Genomic DNA, 15,627 nt, shown 5'->3' with positions numbered 1-15,627 from the left:
GCATGCGTTGTCGAAACACTAAAACCCAGCTGGCAAAGTTCTGTACTTTTCGTTGCATTATTGTGCACATTTGTATTGCAAAATACAGTCGAAGCAATACCTCCGTCATCTCGTCCATCGTCTGTTGATCTAGTTGGTAACTGTCCATCTGAATCTTCCTCTCCTGTTGATAGCCTCATGATACCTCGCATCCAAGCAGACAACATCTCGCCTAATTTCACGTAAGCCCTAGGGCTTGTTTAGAAAACATGCTCATTTTCAATAAACAAACCGTGTTTTCACTTCTGTCATTTCATCAAATAGTCTTCTTACGAGACAGACCAAAACAACGTCCAACCTTCACACACGAACCATCGCGTTTTCGTCATGCGAAAACGACCCTTTTCCGGATCCCGCTCTATGGATCCAGGCGAGAGCAACGCGAGTCGCCCATCCAGTCAAAGAAAAACGTACGTTTTTCTTCCTTGTCCTTACCGGACGGACCGGGACCGGTCCCCCGGCCCCACTCCATTCCGTTCAACCCATGTAACCTCGCTGTTTCATGCTGACGTACGACTCGTCCGCTCCGAGGATGAGATGGTCGAGCACCGGGATGCCGATGAGGTCCCCCGCCTCATGTAACCGTTCGGAGACGAGGATGTCCTCCCGGCTCGGCGTCGGGTCCCCGCTCGGGTGCTGATGACAGACGATGAGGCACGAGGCGTTGTTCAAGATGGCGCATTTGAAGACCTCCCGTGGGTGGACGACACTCGAGTTGACGCTCCCGACGTGTGCCCGGTGGACGCCGATGACCCGGTTCTTTGTGTTGAGCATGATGACGAGGAACACTTCACGGTCGTCGTCCCCGATGAACGAGGAACCGATTTGTCGGGCACTGTCCGGTGATTGGATGATGGCGTGCTCGAGAGCGACCATCTCCTCGCGAATCTCTTGTTTGATACGAATGACCTCGATGATGGATGTAAGTTCCATGATGGTTTGTCCCCTTTCGGATAAGCCGAGCTCAGAACGAACACCGTTGTGCGTCCTGTTGACGGGAACGAAGCGAGCGTCGGGAGACGGTGCAAGGGCGACCGCAGGGAGAGCCTCAAAAAAATGCGTAGAGCAAACGGAGGGACAGGCTTCCGTAGCCAACGAGCGAAAAGCCTCGCTTTGAGCCTAAAGCGAAGGAAGACGGGCCGGAGGGCGCGTCATTTTTTTGACGTCCCTTGCACCGAAGACCAGCGAGCTAGAGTACGGAAACAGGACGCACGGATTACCAATCACGAAAAAGGCTGTTCAAACGGGACAAATCGGGTATAAAATAAGAACAAACGTTCGTTTTATTGAGAGGGGTAATTATTATGACGATGTATCGCGATCGGGGCGAATTGAAATGGATCCCATTCCTCATGCCCGAGCACAAGGCGCTACTGACGAAATACTATAAAGAGATTCAAAAAATTGAGATGCCAGATATCGATGAACAGGTCCTATCGGTCTATGAGAATGTGCTGAACGACGCGATCTTCAGCGGAGATTTGGTAGAGGTAAAATATGTGGAGAAGCGGGAGATGAAACGATTCAGAGGATTCGTGCACCGGACGAACTACATGGAGCGGACCGTCGAGCTGGCCAATCAAAGGGAAGGGATCATCCATGTGCCGTTCGAGGCAATCATTCACGTCGAACAATCGATAGACTAACGCCCTGGCGGTTGCTGACGAAAAATCCTTTGCTGCTTTTATAGATGTATCAGTTAAAAGTTGCAGTACACTGATATCTTTAAATCATTCCGTTTGTCAATTTAAGCTAGACAGATCGACTCCATTCAGGTGACTCAAAAATGCCTCCAACGGTGTGCGGTAATTCAGTGACTTTCTTGGGATGTTATTCCGCTTGTCGGCCACCGACGAAATGAATGTTTGATCCACCTGGTTGAAGTCCATTTCCTTTGCCAAGCCGTCTTTCCGCAGGAGCCCGTTGGAGTTTTCATTCAAGGCGCGCTGAGAAGGCGTGCCGGGATCCGCAAAGTAAATCGAGACGTCGTGCCGGTTGCACAACGGTTTCCAATTGGAGAATTCCTTGCCGCAATCAAACGTGATGGATTTGAACAGATTTCTCGGGACCCCTTGGAACCACTGGTTCAACGCAGTTTCAATATCGCAAGCCTTGCGTCCTGCAGGCTTCAGGGCGATGATGACTTTCGTCAGCCGTTCGACCAGCGTGATCACCGCACTTTTGTGGCGGGCACCCACAATGGTGTCGCCTTCGATATGCCCGAACTCTTTTTTGAACGACGGGTTGTCGGCTTCCCGTTCGGAAATATGGCGTTTGAACGCCTGTTTTCCCCGGCGTTCCTGGTGTCCATTGGGTTTCCGTTTTCCTTTCATCGGCAGCGTGGCGGCGTCAAAGACCTGATTTTTGAACATGCGATAGATGGTGCGCGCGGAACAATCGATGGCCGTTTCTGCCCGGCCGACAATGACATCCGGCGTCCAGCCCTGCGCCACCTTGTCTTGAACATAGGCCACTTGTTTCTTCGGCAGGACAATCTTCCGCCGGCCGCAGCGTTTCTTATTTTTCTTGTATTGCGTGTAGAAGTCGAGCGCTGTATGTCCTGATTTCAGGAAATTGATGACGTTGTAGATTGGCTGCCTGGAACGGTTCATCAACTTAGCAATGATCGCTACAGGTATATTTTGGCGGTGGTAGGATTCTATCATCACCAGTTCATCCGTGGTAAGATGGGTGTAGGTCATTCGTGATCACTCCTATGTTTTTCTTTGGTCGGAAAATACATTGTGAGTGTACCACGAATGGCTTTTTCAATTGTCTAGCTTAATTTTACAATCGGCGATTAATGAATGAATGATCAATTTTTGAAAACTTTTTTGTGTTAATTGAATTTAAGTAGAAAAGAGAAGAAGCTTTTGGGCTTCCTCTCTTCCGATAATATCTCATATGTTAACTATAAAAATATATTTAATTATCCAAAGTCTTCAAACCTCCGTTTGACTTTAACCTAATACAAAACTGTGCCCCCAAGGTTAAAGAAAATTCAACTTTTGGGAGGCAGCACTTTTCGTGTACGACAATTAAACACGGTGTTAAACAGCTCTATTTCTTAGTTTCAATGTCATCGCATTGATAGCCACGATAACCGTGGACACGGACATCAGAACTGCTCCTGCGGCAGGAGCCAACGTAATCCCAATGGAGGCTAGAACACCCGCCGCTATGGGAATGGCAATAAAGTTATAACCGGCTCCCCACACGAGGTTCTGTTTCATTTTACTGGTTGTTTTATTGGCCAATTCGATAAAGGATTCAATATCGCCTGGATCCGACTGAGTCAAAATCACATCAGCGGAATCGATGGCGACTTGAGTTCCGGCACCGACTGCTATCCCAACGTCTGCTATTGCAAGGGATGGTGCATCGTTGACGCCATCGCCGACCATGATAACCGTTTGTCCATTATTTTTCAGTGATTCCACTAAACCATATTTATCTTGCGGTGATTGATTGGCTCTGTATTCAATGCCCAGTTCCTCTGCTACTCCTTGGGCCGCCGTTTCATTGTCACCTGTAGCCATAATCGGTTTTATATTGTAATGCTTCAATGCCTGTATCAGCGTTCTGCTCGTTTCTTTCAATTCATCGCCTAATGCGACCGTACCGATCGGATTCCCGTCCTCAACTAGTATACTTAATGTTGCCCCTTTGGGAACATCCACCGCTACATCTCTTCCAAGTGCCTTTTGGCTGATCAATTCGTATTTGCGGCCATTGGCGTTTCCTTCTATACCCGCACCCGACACAACATCAATCGAATCAAAGTGGACAGGCTGAATCCCTTGTTTCTCAGCGTATTGGACGATTGACTGGGCGATTGGGTGGCTGGACCCGCCTTCAATCCCTGCCATTAACGCCGCGATTTCGGCTTCGGTATGTTGACCATCCAGTGTTTCCATGTTCAAAACTTTAAATTCGCCAGTAGTCAATGTACCCGTTTTATCCAGTATCATTACATCAGCCTTAGTTGCCAGCTCCAATGCTTCGCGGTCTTTCACCAACAGCCCGCGGCTTGCACCTAAACTGGTGCTTCGTGCAATAACCAGCGGAATGGCAAGGCCGAGAGCGTGTGGACATGCAATGACTAATGTCGTAACCGTAAAAAGAACAGCGGTTTGAATGTCAGCAATGTACAGCCAAACGACAAAAGCGAGGAAAGCCGCCGCAATGGCGATATAAAACAGCCAGCCGGCTACTTTTTGAGCCAGATTTTCAGCTCTTGAAGGTTGATCCTGCGCCTGGCTTATCAGGGTTTGTACTTGGGAAATGAACGATTGGTCGCCGGTTTCCTGTACTTCAAGATATATGATGCCTGCACCGTTCGTGGAACCGCCGATCACTTTGTCTCCGGCTCCTTTTTCAATGGGTTTAGATTCCCCCGTCAGCAAAGCTTCATTGATCCGCGAGGTGCCTCTTTTGATGATGCCATCGGCAGGGACGTTTTCTCCGGCCTGAACCCGTACAAGGTCTCCGACTTTCAGCTCATTTACGGGACGCGTCTCGATCGAATCATCTTCCAATACCACATGTGCATCTTTCGGCACCAATTCGGCGAGCGATTTTTGCGCGTCTCCTGCTTCTCCGATAGCCTTCATTTCGATCCAGTGTCCAAGGAGCATGATCAACAGCAAGGACGCGAATTCAAAGAAGAAATCCATGATGTGATCGCCGGTTACGTAGCGTGCCAGCACGGCGTAAATGCTGTACAAATAGGAAACGGATATCCCTAATGAAATAAGGGCCATCATGCCCGGTGCTTTTTCCTTAAATTCAGCGATTGCACCTTGATAGAAGGGTTTTCCGCCATAAACCAATAAGATAGTTGCTAATACAGCGACCACAATATCCGAGTATGGAAAAGTAAATTGGAAAGGAAGCCGAACGTCCATCATCGGCGACAATAATAGAATGACAATGCCCAAGGGCAGCGACTTCAGGAAAATTTCTTTGAAATTCCCATGATGGTGATGTCCATGGTCACTATGATCGTGGCCACCATGATTGTGATGGGCATGATCATCATGAATTTTGGCAGGATTGCTGTCGTCTTGAATGCCTTCTTTCACTTGGTCTTCATGGTACGAATGCCCAACATGTTTGGAATGATCCATTTTACTGTGATCTACCTGTTCGTCTTGATGGTGGTGATGGTCTTTATCATTTTTAGCCATTCAGTGCGCCTCCTCCAAACTAGTGGTTCTTATCCTATTTAACCCTATTTACATTCTTAACATTCACAAAGTTCTTGCCGAATATACCACGCGAGGGTATATTTCATTTAAAAGTAAAGTGTGCTGTGAAAGCACCCTTATACGACGTCATACCCTTGTTCTTCAATCGCTTTCTGAATTTCGTTTAATGATGTCTTGGCAGTATCATAGTCTACTGCCACTTCGCCTTTTTTAAGATCAACTGTCACAGATGAAATCCCTTCGAGTTCACCGACGCCCGTTTCAACCGAGTTTGCACAGTGGCCGCAGGACATACCTTGTACTTTTAATGTTTCAATCATTATTATTCCTCCTAAAGTAATATTTCCTTAAACTTAACATACCCCGATAGGGTATATCAAGTGTTTAGTATCATTTTACTTTATCGCTGTTTCCATGACTCTAATTTAGAAGTTCACAATGACCCCCCAAAAAAACCGCACCATTGATTTTAATATTTGATTACTTGTCTATAAAATGTGCAGTTTCTATGGAGTTTCGGTATTTCTGTTTAGTTTGGAAAGGAGAGGGAAATCCAGTAAATGAAACAAAAATAAGAAATGGAGGTTTTAACATGGCTCATGAACAACATCAGGAATTGATTCGGGCATTACATGATTGTGCAGCGGAATGTAACCATTGTTTTGACGCTTGTCTGCAGGAAGATGATGTGAAGATGCTAGCACAGTGCATTCGATTAGACCGGGAATGCGCGGACATGTGTGCATTTTTGGAACATGCCATTACTCACAATTCACCGTTCGTTTCCGAACTGGCAGCCGTTTGCGCAACCATTTGCGAAGCTTGCGCAGAGGAATGTGAGAAGCACGCCGATCATCATGAACATTGCAGACGCTGTGCGGAAGCTTGCCGTAGATGTGCAGAAGCTTGCCGTAACGCCGCATAACCTTACTCAAAAAGGCCCGTCGGAAATATTTTCCGACGGACCTTTTCTTTTATCAAGCATCATTCTGCTTCATGGATCCATTTGTAGCCGATTCCCCAAACCGTGAGAAAATGATCATCGACCGGAAAACCGGACTGGCGGATTTTTTCCCGAACATTTCGCACATGCGAATCGATGGTCCGCCCTTCCGTCTCTGAGTCGAATCCCCAAATTAACTGGATCAGCTGCTCCCTCGTAAACACTTTGTCGGCATTCTTCATCAGATGGCCCACCATCAGAAATTCTTTTGGCGTCAATTTGATGATATGTTTGCCGTACGTAAGTTCAAACCGGTCTTCGTCCCACACCAAACCGTCCACTTCAATGGTATTTTTCGGAGTTCTCCTGCGAAGCAGCGCCCCCATCCGGGCCAGCAACTCATCTTCATTAAACGGCTTTGTGATGTAATCATCCGCCCCGATATTCAATCCCTTAACAATATCCTCCTGTTGTTCCCGCGCCGTCAGCATAATGATTGGCACATCCGAAAATTTCCGGATTTCGCGGCACAGTTCCCAGCCATCCATTTCCGGCATCATGATATCCAGTAAGACGAGATCGAAAGGTTCCGATTCCAAATAGTCGAGGGCTTCATGAGCTCCCAGTGCTTTTTTACAGAGGTACTGATGCGGCTTCAAATATAAAGCCACTAAATCCAGCATTCGTTGTTCATCATCAACCAACAGCACTTTCTGCAAGCGAATCCCCCCTTTTCAATTCTATCAGGACGGTTGTCCCTTGTCCGTACTCACTTTGAAGCGTCATGAGACCACCGTGCGATTCGACGATTTCTTTCGCAATCGCCAGGCCAAGACCGCTTCCTCCGTACTGTCTGGATCTGGATTTATCGACCCGATACAATCGTTCAAAGACAAAAGGAAGATTTTTTTCCGGTATGCCCTCTCCTTCATCACGGATGCTTATGGTGATGGTACCTTTATCTTGGACTCCCTGTAATACCACTTGTGTTCCTTCAGGAGAATGCTTGCGGGCGTTGTCCAAGACATTCAGCAATACCTGCTGAAAACGTTCGGGATCAATGAAGGCGACAATCTCATGTTCACAATGGACAGCCAATGAAATCTGTTTCTCGTCAAAAGCTGGCCGAACCAAGGCAACGACGGATGCAAAAAGCATCTCCAGTGAAAATTCCTCTTTTTGAATGGCGAACTGGTTATGATCCATCTGAGCCAGCTCAAACAGCTGCCGGATCAATTCCGTCAAATGGGCCGTCTCTTCCCGGATGATGCCAATGTATTCCTTTTTCTCTTCCTCGGATGCATCCGGCCGGCTCGCGATATCGGCATATCCTTTGATATAGGTCAACGGCGTCCGCAACTCGTGCGAAATACTCGCCAAAAATTCATTCCGCTCATTTTTTAAATGTTCCAAGTCACTGGATAGAGCAGTGATGGCTTTCGCCAGCTCTCCCAACTCATCGTTTCGGCCAATATTCAGGCTGACCTCGTGGTGCCCTTCGCTTAACTGTTCCGTCGCTTCTTTCATCCGAATCAACGGCAACGTAATCAATCGGGATAGCAGAAAAATTGTGATGACGGTCAACCCGACAGCAATCAGGCCAACAATCAGGAATTGGTTTCGCAAATGACTGACCATCCCTTTGATATGATTGGTTTCCGCAAACATGAACACGTGGCCTCTATGTTCTCCTTCAATGGTGATTGGGCTGTCCGTCGCAATAAACTCTTTTTTGTCCCATCGCTCTTCCACGACCTTCCCTCCCTGCAGAACCTCATCAAAATCGGTGTGTTCCAACACTTCCCTCATTTCAGGTTCAATCAGATCGGAATGGGTCAATTCGTTGCCATCTGCATCCGTGATGATGACGATGAAATCGGAGGCCGATTCCATCAACGCCACATGGTTCAATGTCGCCGGTTCAAAACTGTCTTCCAATACTTCGCTGTGGGTGTTCCCTCTTGCAAGCAGGTTGGTCATGACTTCATCCACCCGTTCATTGACAAAAGTAACGTACAGGGTTAGAAACAAAACCGATTCAATGATGATAATAAACACAAAAAACAGCAAACCTATTTTCAATGCAAGCCTGTTTAACATGGCATCCCTCTTTAAGTCGATTGGTTAGCAGCAATCAAGACAAAGACTGCTGCCGAAAGCTGTTGGATTCGGTTCGTCTTTCAAACGGCTAGCTGGTTTCTACTTGGTTTTTCCCTCTTCCAGCAGCGTTTTCCAGGTCTGTAATCCGTCTTCCGACAAGTAGGCATTGCCTTCAAATGTGTAGATCGCCAGTTCCATTCCATCCATCGGGTTTTGTGCAATAAAAGCGACGGCATCTTGTGAAAGGTCCGGTGTATCCACCGGCTCGAGTTCTTCATTTTCCATAGTATACTTCACCAGAGCCGCCGCTGTCCCGTAGCTTCCGAAGTACAAATGGTCTTCGGTGAAATGCACCGCTGTGCCTGTTTCACTTCCGTCTGTAATGGCTTTAAAATTTTCTCCGCCATCCCGTGAGAAATAAATCCCTGCAGCCGTAGCTGCAGCGACGAAGTTTGAGTCAGCCGGGTGAAGAGCGAGCGAAGTCACTTCGCCTTCCAGCCCTTCAGCCTTCACAGTTTTCCATGATTCGCCTTCATCACCGCTTTTATATACGCCGGCTTCCAATAGGGAATTCTTGGCCGGATTGATTAGGAAAATGTCGTTACTGTTATATCCCACCGCCATGGCATGAAAATCCGTTTCTCCTTGAAATGCAATCTCTTCAATCGATTTACCGCTGTCGATGCTTCGCTGTATCCCTAGGGGATTGGGTAATTCTGAGTCTGCACTTGGGTGGCCCGACGTAATAAATCCTTCATTTGTTGCATTAAAGCCCATATAATCATGAAAATTATCCGCCGTTTCGAACCAGCCCTCTTCCCGGTAAATTTTCAGCCCGGTATGCGAGGCAAAATACAGTCCGTTCTCATTTCCTGCATAACCCATCCCATGAACATGGTTCAGTTCCCCTTCAAACGGCACTTCAAATGAATCCGTTGTATCATTGCTGCAGCCTGCCAGCAAAAGAAAAGCCGACAGCACTGCCGTTCCTATTCTCTTTTTTTTCATGTAGATGCCCTCCGAATATGTCATTTTTTATTTTTTATAAGTATAACATTCTTAAAGTTTAACGAAAAAGTTTCGACTTTTTGTGCAGATATCTTGATTTCAAAACAGGTAATCCATTCCCTCTACAATTGACCCAAAAGGAATAATCCTTCCAATCGGTCCGGTGGAGGATCTTTGCCTGATTTTTATTTATAAATTTTCTACACCTGACATTTCTTTTCTTTCGGTTAGTCCACTTTAAAGAAATGTTTTTTTCTCGTTTTTTCTTTGCAGCATTTTTCAAAATAACGTGGCCCGCATTATGCTTGGGAAATTCAGAGGTATCAGCACGGTTTGATCTGTTCCATATAACTCGCGATATCCTCTTCGGACATTTCACCCGTAATAATTTTCTCGATTTTGCCCTCTTGATTGACTAACAGAGTAGTCGGCAATGGACGGATATTATAAGCTTCCATAACACTTTTGTCCTTATCGATAACAATCGGGAACGTTAAATTTCGCTGTTCAGCAAATTGTCTCACTTCATAATCGGATTGCGCAATATTGACAGCGAGTATCTCCACACCTTGATCCTTGTATACCTGGTACTGCTTTTCCATCAGCGGGAACTCTTTTTCGCACGGTTTGCACTAAGTACCCCAAAAGTTCACGAACACCCCCTGCCCTTTGTACTCAGACAGCTGATGCCGTTCCTCGTTCAAATCCGTCAACGCAAAATCGGGTGCCGAATCTCCAACTTGCAGCAATTCGTTTTTCTCTTTTGTTAATCCGTTGTAGATGGTAAATGCAATAGCGACAACCAGAATGAACAAATACTTGTCCTCATAATCAAGCGATTTCTCTTTTTATCCTTTTTAGCAGCCATACACTGTCACGTCCTTCCTAGATGATGGGTTGAGTCCATTAAAACCCTGTAAATCCACCCGTAAATTGCGATAAAAAAGCGATGATTTCTGTCAGCATGTCAAAGTAAAGTAAAACGCCCATCAGAATCATTAATGCTCCTCCTATTGACATGAAAAGAGCGCTCTTCTTCTTCAAGAAAGTCATTTTCTCAATAAAAAACGACATCAAGAGAAAAGGAATGGAAAATCCCAGAACGTAAAACAGCATATAGAGTAAGCCACTGTCCGGATCCGCTACTCCGAGTGCAATAACTCCTGCAAGTATGGGACCGGTACACGGGGTCCATCCAGCTGCAAAGCCAATGCCGATCAGAACAGAACCCGCGTATCCGGAGGGCCTTTTCTGGAACTGTAATTTCTTATCCGACAGCAGGAAGTCGAATTTCAGAATACCGGTTAGGACCAAGCCAAAAAACACCATCAAAATAGCGCCCAATTGACGTAGAAGAACTTGATATTCCAAGAAGAAGTTTCCGATAAGCGAAGTCGACAAGCCCAACGCTAAAAAAATGATGGAGAAACCTATCAAAAATAGAACCGTATGAATCAAAGCCGTGCTCCTCATCATTCCCTTGCCCGTCTTTAACTCATTGACTGAAACTCCAGTAAGGTAGGATAAAAAAGCCGGATACAAAGGAAGGGAGCATGGAGAGATAAATGATAAAAGCCCTGCGCCAAACGCAAGATACAAACTAATTTCCGCCACTTGTACACCTCCTATTACAGTAAGTTGAATCCTCTTCTTTATCATTTTTGTATCCCTTAAGGAATCAAATGAAATTTTCTATATAAGACTCGGGGAATTTCAAGGTATGTAAAATTAAATACAGCCCCTCTCTTAACTTCTACTTCCCCGTGCTTGCTTAACCGTTCCAGAAGACGTCAACCAATCCAGTTTACCGATTAATTCTTGATTTTCTGTGCAGTTTCTTCTATTCCGGTTCAGGTGAAGTCCCGGATGATTTGCAGGAAGCCGAAAATCCAACCTTTGAAGTTGGAAGCCAGGCGATTATTGAAACCGATCATATGGAAGGCATGAAAGGTGCTGAAGCCACAATTGTCGGGGCTTATGATACAACCGCCTATGCAGTGACCTATACGCCGACGGACGGAGGCGAGCCGGTTGAAAATCACAAATGGGTGATTCACGCAGAATTGGAAAATCCAGGTGATGAACCATTGGAAACGGGCGATGAAGCGGCCATTGCCGCTGACCATATGGAGGGAATGGACGGCGCAACGGCTACGGTTGATTCTACCGAAGAAACGACCGTCTATATGGTTGATTTCGTCCCGACCACCGGAGGCGAGGAAGTCACCAATCATAAATGGGTGACTGAAAGCGAACTGTCACCCGAATAAAAGCGCCAAAACCCGGGATCTTGTCAACAAGATCCCGGGTTTTTATCTGTAATGGTTCATAAAGGATTCGATTTCGTTTGTATTACAAAAACATTAAGCTTTAGTAGTTAGGCTTCCCGTATAAATTCTGCACATTTTTTCAACATTTTTATAATAGAATAAATCAAATTTAAATAGTTTTAGAGAGGTCACCAAATCTATGAAAACAAATCAGCTTTTGAACGAATCCGGTCTGATCTCCCGATTAGATTCCAGAATATTAGAATTAGACATCAAGGGGATTGCCGATAACTCAAGCGATGTGGCAAAAGGTTTTGTGTTTGTTGCTATTAAAGGATTTGAAATTGATGGTCACGGGTTTATTGACCAGGCAATTGAAAAAGGGGCAGCCCTTGTCATCGGAGAACAAGGAATTACCCGGTTAGGTGTCCCTTATTTACAGGTGGAAAATAGCCGGAAAGCGCTTGGCATCCTGGCCAGGAATTTTTATGGCCGTCCATCTGACCAGAAAATAATGATTGGAATTACGGGCACCAACGGAAAAACGACGACGAGCTATATGCTCCAGCACTTTCTGGAAAGCAACGGTATGAGTTGTTCTGTCATCGGTACCAACCAAAATATTATCAATGGCGAAAAAATGAAAAGCTCGAACACCACACCAAATTCACTCGCTCTCCATAAACTGTTGACCCTCAGTCAGGATGAGGTCGTCATTATGGAAGTTTCTTCTCATGGACTGGCCCAGTATCGGTTAGAAGGCATTGAATTTGATTACGGCTTGTTCCTCAATCTTCACCATGAACACCTGGATTATCACAGTTCCATGGAAGAATATTTTCAGGCGAAGCTTACAATGTTCAATCAGATGAAAGAACATGGGATTGCTGTAGTGAATACAGATAATGAGTGGGGACGAAAGCTCTGTGGAATCCTGCAAACAAAGGGAAAACCGATTTATGCAATTGGCACATCCACTGAATGCAACCTGCGTGTTGCAAAATTTCATTCACTGTCCTCCACTATGCGGGTGATTGAAAGTAACGAAACGTATCAAATGGTCGCTGCCATGACCGGAATGCACAATATGTATAACACCTTAATGGCCTACGGAACATCATTGTTGCTGGGTATCCCCAAAGAAAAGCTCTTAAACTCCATTCACCATTTCAAGGGAGTCGATGGACGCTTTGAGGTCACGAAACTGGCCAAGGGCTCGATCGTTATTGTGGATTATGCCCATACTCCGGATGCCATCTCTTACTGCCTGGAAACTGCAAAATCACAAGGGGCCCAACGAATAACCCATATTTTCGGCTTTCGTGGAAATCGAGATGCCAGCAAGAGAAAGCACATGCTATCCATATCTGCTGAAATGAGTGACCGCTACATTTTAACGTTGGACGACCTGAACAATGTTTCTCCAGGAGATATGCTGGAAGTTTTAAACCAACTAAATGAAACATACGGCAACTCAAAAGGCAGCATCGTTCCAGACCGTACACTCGCCATTCAGCAAGCAATCCATGAAAGCAAGGAAGGCGACTGGATTGTGATTACCGGTAAAGGACACGAGAAATACCAGCAAACCTTTCATTTACCGACTGATTCGGACCGGGAAACCGTCAATTATATAATAAAGCAGAACTAAAATAATCACTCAGGAGGGAGTAGTTATGAAAAAACTAAGTGTTGTTTCAACCATTTTAATCATGATCAACACTTTAATCGTTTCGTCCGTTTTCAGTAAAACTGATGACCCTTCCCTGCCAAACGTATCCAGTGAAGCAGCTATTGTCATGGAAGCAACGACTGGAGAAATCCTCTATGAAAAAAATGCACAGTCGCAGATGTATCCTGCCAGCCTAACAAAAATTGCCACAGCCATTTATGCAATTGAAAACAGAAAATTAAATGATGTTGTAACCATCAGTAAAAAAGCACGCAATACGGAAGGCACCCGTGTTTATTTGGAAGAGGGAGAACAAGTGACTTTAGAAAAACTGTTGCTGGGCCTCTTAGTCAACTCTGGAAATGATGCCGGCGTCGCCATTGCTGAACACATCAGCGGCAGCGTTGAGTTATTTTCTGCTGATATGAATTTATATTTAGAAGATGTAATTGGCCTGCAGAATACGAACTTCGAAAATCCCCACGGTCTTTTTGATCCCGAGCATGTTACGACAGCCGAAGATTTAGCGAAGTTAACCCGATATGCGATGAAGAACGATGAATTCATGAAAATATTTGGAACAAAAGAACTGCCCTGGAACGGTGAATCCTGGGATACCACGCTTTATACCCACCACAAACTATTAAGGGAAAAACCTTATGAAGGCGTTACGGGTGGTAAAACCGGGTTTGTGCCAGAAGCAGGCGTCACGCTGGCCACGACAGCCAAAAGAGAAAACCTGAATTTAATTGTCGTCACCTTAAAAAGCGACACAGAGGCAGAAGCTTATGCTGACACTATTCAACTTTTGGATTTTGGATTTGAAAATTTTAAAACAGTGAGCATTCCGAAAGAAAGCAGCTTTTTTGCCGGTGATGTGGAATACATTACGCCAGGCGATTTCTTTTATACACACCAAACAGATGAGCAAGTGACAATCGCTGTAAAAGAAGATGGACTATTAAGGATTACTGATCAGGATGGCACTCTTTTGTCTTCTTATCAGTTTCCCGTTGTCAGTGCTTCTGAGACAAACCTTCCTTCTAATTCTGAAGACGTTCGCACATTTTTCCCACCTGGGATTTTAAGTTCAATCTATTTGTTCCTCCTCGTCGTTGGCTTTTCAGGATTAGTGTATTACCGAATTCGAAAAAAACGGATATAGAACGCACTTCTCTATCTTAAAATTTCATTCAACTGAACTTTTATATACCATCAATTTTTTAAACAGCGCAGGAGGCGGATTATACCATAAACACTCAGTTCCCCGTTTTAGAATTTCTGCTGCTTCTCATTTTCAACATAAGTATGGGTGCAGTTGGCTTTTTCCCAAGCTTTTTGCTCACGTCTCTCAATATCAGTTCTTTAGGGTTAACCATTGGCGTCATCCTTTCTTTGTCGGGGGAGATTTTTGGCGCTATCGTCGGATTTTACCTATATCGATATGGGTTTTCAAAAGTTAATCCAAAGTGGTTAAAGCGGCCGTTCTGGAGGTACATCCAGAGTTCTTCAATAAGCCGCGTCTTCTGGGCAATCATCTTGCTGCGCTTAATTCCTTTTGTCCCATCAGGTCTGGTAACAGCAGGGGCGGCCTTGACGCCCATTCCAGGTGGCTTATTCATTATTGCCAGCACCATCGGTAAAATTCCGGCCGTTTCTCTTGAAGTGGCTGTTGTTTATGGCCTTGTAGAATCCATACATCCCGGTTATCAGTACGGCTTATTTATTTTGATCTTTCTATCGTTTCTAGTGATCTGGGCAAAGAACAAAAGAAAAAATTCTTTGTAATTTTACCCCCTGTTTGAGAAAACTTCGATAAATTCATCCTCTTTTTCTGGCTCATCACCATAACTCGTGGTTGCTATTTTGACGACCGATCTCGAGGCGCAATCTTAAAAAGAATCGCTCGAGGTTTCGATAGCCATAGCCACGGCGTTTGATGAGCTTGATCTTGTTGTTCGTCCCTTCCATCTTCCCGTTCGACAGCCTTGACACGATTGTCTGGCGCATCGCTTGCTCCCGGACCCGGATTGCTTTCGCGATCTTCGCCAGGGGCCCGCACGGATGGAACTGATAACGGTCCAACCAGTCTGTGAGCCGCCGTTGCGCCTGTATCTCGCACGTCGCCTTCAGCACATATCGGATATGCTGGAGCCCTTGATAGAGGTTCCGAATGAATGGATCTTCCTGCATACAGGAACGGGCGACCTCCCGGTCTTCCCCAGTCAGCGTTTCCGGGCGACGCGCGAGCGAACGATCGATCACGCGAACGTGGTGATGGCGTCTTGCCTCGTTCAAAAACGACGCCGTCGGCGAAGGGCGTCCGTGACGAACTGGACGAGGTGGAACCGGTCCAGCACATGTTCTGCCTCCGGGAAGACATGG

15 protein-coding genes and 2 pseudogenes are annotated in these 15,627 nt (G+C 45.7%); 6 read left to right on the top strand and 11 right to left on the bottom strand.

What is annotated here, in order from left to right; all coding sequences use genetic code 11:
* Positions 1-516: 516 nt before the first annotated feature.
* Positions 517-972 carry a JAB domain-containing protein gene (locus tag KNP79_RS15285; RefSeq protein WP_035385670.1) on the bottom strand — a complete coding sequence of 152 codons (456 nt, stop codon included), beginning with the start codon at positions 970-972 and terminating at the stop codon, positions 517-519.
* Between the two features lie 371 nt (positions 973-1,343).
* Between KNP79_RS15285 and KNP79_RS15280 the strand changes: the two genes are divergently transcribed.
* A complete protein-coding gene (locus KNP79_RS15280; protein ID WP_029595514.1) occupies positions 1,344-1,685 on the top strand; it encodes a YolD-like family protein in 342 nt (113 codons plus the stop codon).
* A 96-nt stretch (positions 1,686-1,781) separates the two neighbouring features.
* Here KNP79_RS15280 and KNP79_RS15275 read toward each other — a convergent pair whose 3' ends face one another.
* The 3 genes from KNP79_RS15275 to copZ all read right to left on the bottom strand — a co-directional run bounded on the left by KNP79_RS15275 (position 1,782) and on the right by copZ (position 5,569).
* Positions 1,782-2,741 carry an IS30 family transposase gene (locus tag KNP79_RS15275; RefSeq protein WP_114167461.1) on the bottom strand — a complete coding sequence of 320 codons (960 nt, stop codon included), beginning with the start codon at positions 2,739-2,741 and terminating at the stop codon, positions 1,782-1,784.
* A gap of 348 nt (positions 2,742-3,089) precedes the next feature.
* Entirely contained in the window at positions 3,090-5,228 is a 2,139-nt protein-coding gene (locus KNP79_RS15270; RefSeq protein WP_029595516.1) for a heavy metal translocating P-type ATPase, read from the bottom strand.
* 137 nt (positions 5,229-5,365) lie between these two features.
* On the bottom strand, positions 5,366-5,569 hold the full coding sequence (gene copZ / locus KNP79_RS15265; RefSeq protein ID WP_029336157.1) for a copper chaperone CopZ: 204 nt from the start codon (positions 5,567-5,569) through the stop codon (positions 5,366-5,368).
* A gap of 272 nt (positions 5,570-5,841) precedes the next feature.
* On the opposite strand from copZ, the gene KNP79_RS15260 reads away from it, so the two are divergent.
* The gene (locus KNP79_RS15260) at positions 5,842-6,174 is read left to right on the top strand and encodes a four-helix bundle copper-binding protein (protein WP_084158420.1); all 333 of its coding nucleotides are present in this window, start codon (positions 5,842-5,844) and stop codon (positions 6,172-6,174) included.
* 59 nt (positions 6,175-6,233) lie between these two features.
* On the opposite strand, the gene KNP79_RS15255 is transcribed toward KNP79_RS15260, so the two are convergent.
* The 5 genes and pseudogenes from KNP79_RS15255 to KNP79_RS15235 all read right to left on the bottom strand — a co-directional run bounded on the left by KNP79_RS15255 (position 6,234) and on the right by KNP79_RS15235 (position 10,914).
* Positions 6,234-6,911: a response regulator transcription factor gene (locus KNP79_RS15255; RefSeq protein ID WP_029595517.1), complete on the bottom strand. Its 678-nt coding sequence runs from the start codon at positions 6,909-6,911 to the stop codon at positions 6,234-6,236.
* A complete protein-coding gene (locus KNP79_RS15250) occupies positions 6,889-8,292 on the bottom strand; it encodes a sensor histidine kinase (RefSeq protein ID WP_029595518.1) in 1,404 nt (467 codons plus the stop codon). Before KNP79_RS15250 ends, KNP79_RS15255 begins: the two co-directional genes overlap by 23 nt.
* A 99-nt stretch (positions 8,293-8,391) precedes the next feature.
* Positions 8,392-9,300, bottom strand: a complete 909-nt coding sequence (locus KNP79_RS15245) for a F510_1955 family glycosylhydrolase (protein ID WP_029595519.1) — start codon at positions 9,298-9,300, stop codon at positions 8,392-8,394.
* Positions 9,301-9,623: 323 nt separating this feature from the next.
* A pseudogene (resA, locus tag KNP79_RS15240) lies at positions 9,624-10,168 on the bottom strand (thiol-disulfide oxidoreductase ResA).
* A gap of 38 nt (positions 10,169-10,206) precedes the next feature.
* Positions 10,207-10,914: a cytochrome c biogenesis CcdA family protein gene (locus tag KNP79_RS15235; RefSeq protein ID WP_029595520.1), complete on the bottom strand. Its 708-nt coding sequence runs from the start codon at positions 10,912-10,914 to the stop codon at positions 10,207-10,209.
* A 230-nt stretch (positions 10,915-11,144) separates the two neighbouring features.
* Here KNP79_RS15235 and KNP79_RS15230 point away from each other — a divergent pair.
* From KNP79_RS15230 to KNP79_RS15215, 4 genes and pseudogenes are all read left to right on the top strand, one after another.
* Positions 11,145-11,570 (top strand): annotated as a pseudogene (locus KNP79_RS15230) (YdhK family protein); the annotation flags it as partial.
* 199 nt (positions 11,571-11,769) lie between these two features.
* Complete coding sequence (locus KNP79_RS15225) at positions 11,770-13,221, top strand: UDP-N-acetylmuramoyl-L-alanyl-D-glutamate--2,6-diaminopimelate ligase (protein ID WP_029595522.1); 1,452 nt, start codon at positions 11,770-11,772, stop codon at positions 13,219-13,221.
* 25 nt (positions 13,222-13,246) lie between these two features.
* Positions 13,247-14,407, top strand: coding sequence for a D-alanyl-D-alanine carboxypeptidase family protein (locus tag KNP79_RS15220; protein WP_214825368.1), 1,161 nt, complete (start codon positions 13,247-13,249; stop codon positions 14,405-14,407).
* Positions 14,408-14,550: 143 nt separating this feature from the next.
* On the top strand, positions 14,551-15,030 hold the full coding sequence (locus KNP79_RS15215; RefSeq protein ID WP_125318013.1) for a TVP38/TMEM64 family protein: 480 nt from the start codon (positions 14,551-14,553) through the stop codon (positions 15,028-15,030).
* A gap of 54 nt (positions 15,031-15,084) precedes the next feature.
* Here the strand turns inward: KNP79_RS15215 and KNP79_RS15210 are convergent, their stop codons facing one another.
* Together KNP79_RS15210 and KNP79_RS15905 are read right to left on the bottom strand one after the other, a co-directional pair.
* A complete protein-coding gene (locus KNP79_RS15210; protein ID WP_214825370.1) occupies positions 15,085-15,540 on the bottom strand; it encodes a transposase in 456 nt (151 codons plus the stop codon).
* Positions 15,537-15,627: transposase (locus KNP79_RS15905; RefSeq protein ID WP_215192909.1), on the bottom strand; the 91-nt coding region annotated here is incomplete at its 5' end. The genes KNP79_RS15905 and KNP79_RS15210, both read right to left, overlap by 4 nt.

Source organism: Exiguobacterium sp. s7 (assembly GCF_018618195.1).
Lineage (GTDB): Bacteria > Bacillota > Bacilli > Exiguobacteriales > Exiguobacteriaceae > Exiguobacterium > Exiguobacterium mexicanum_A.
Note: the sequence above shows the minus strand (reverse complement) of the source record. Positions and strands in the feature narration are given on the sequence as shown.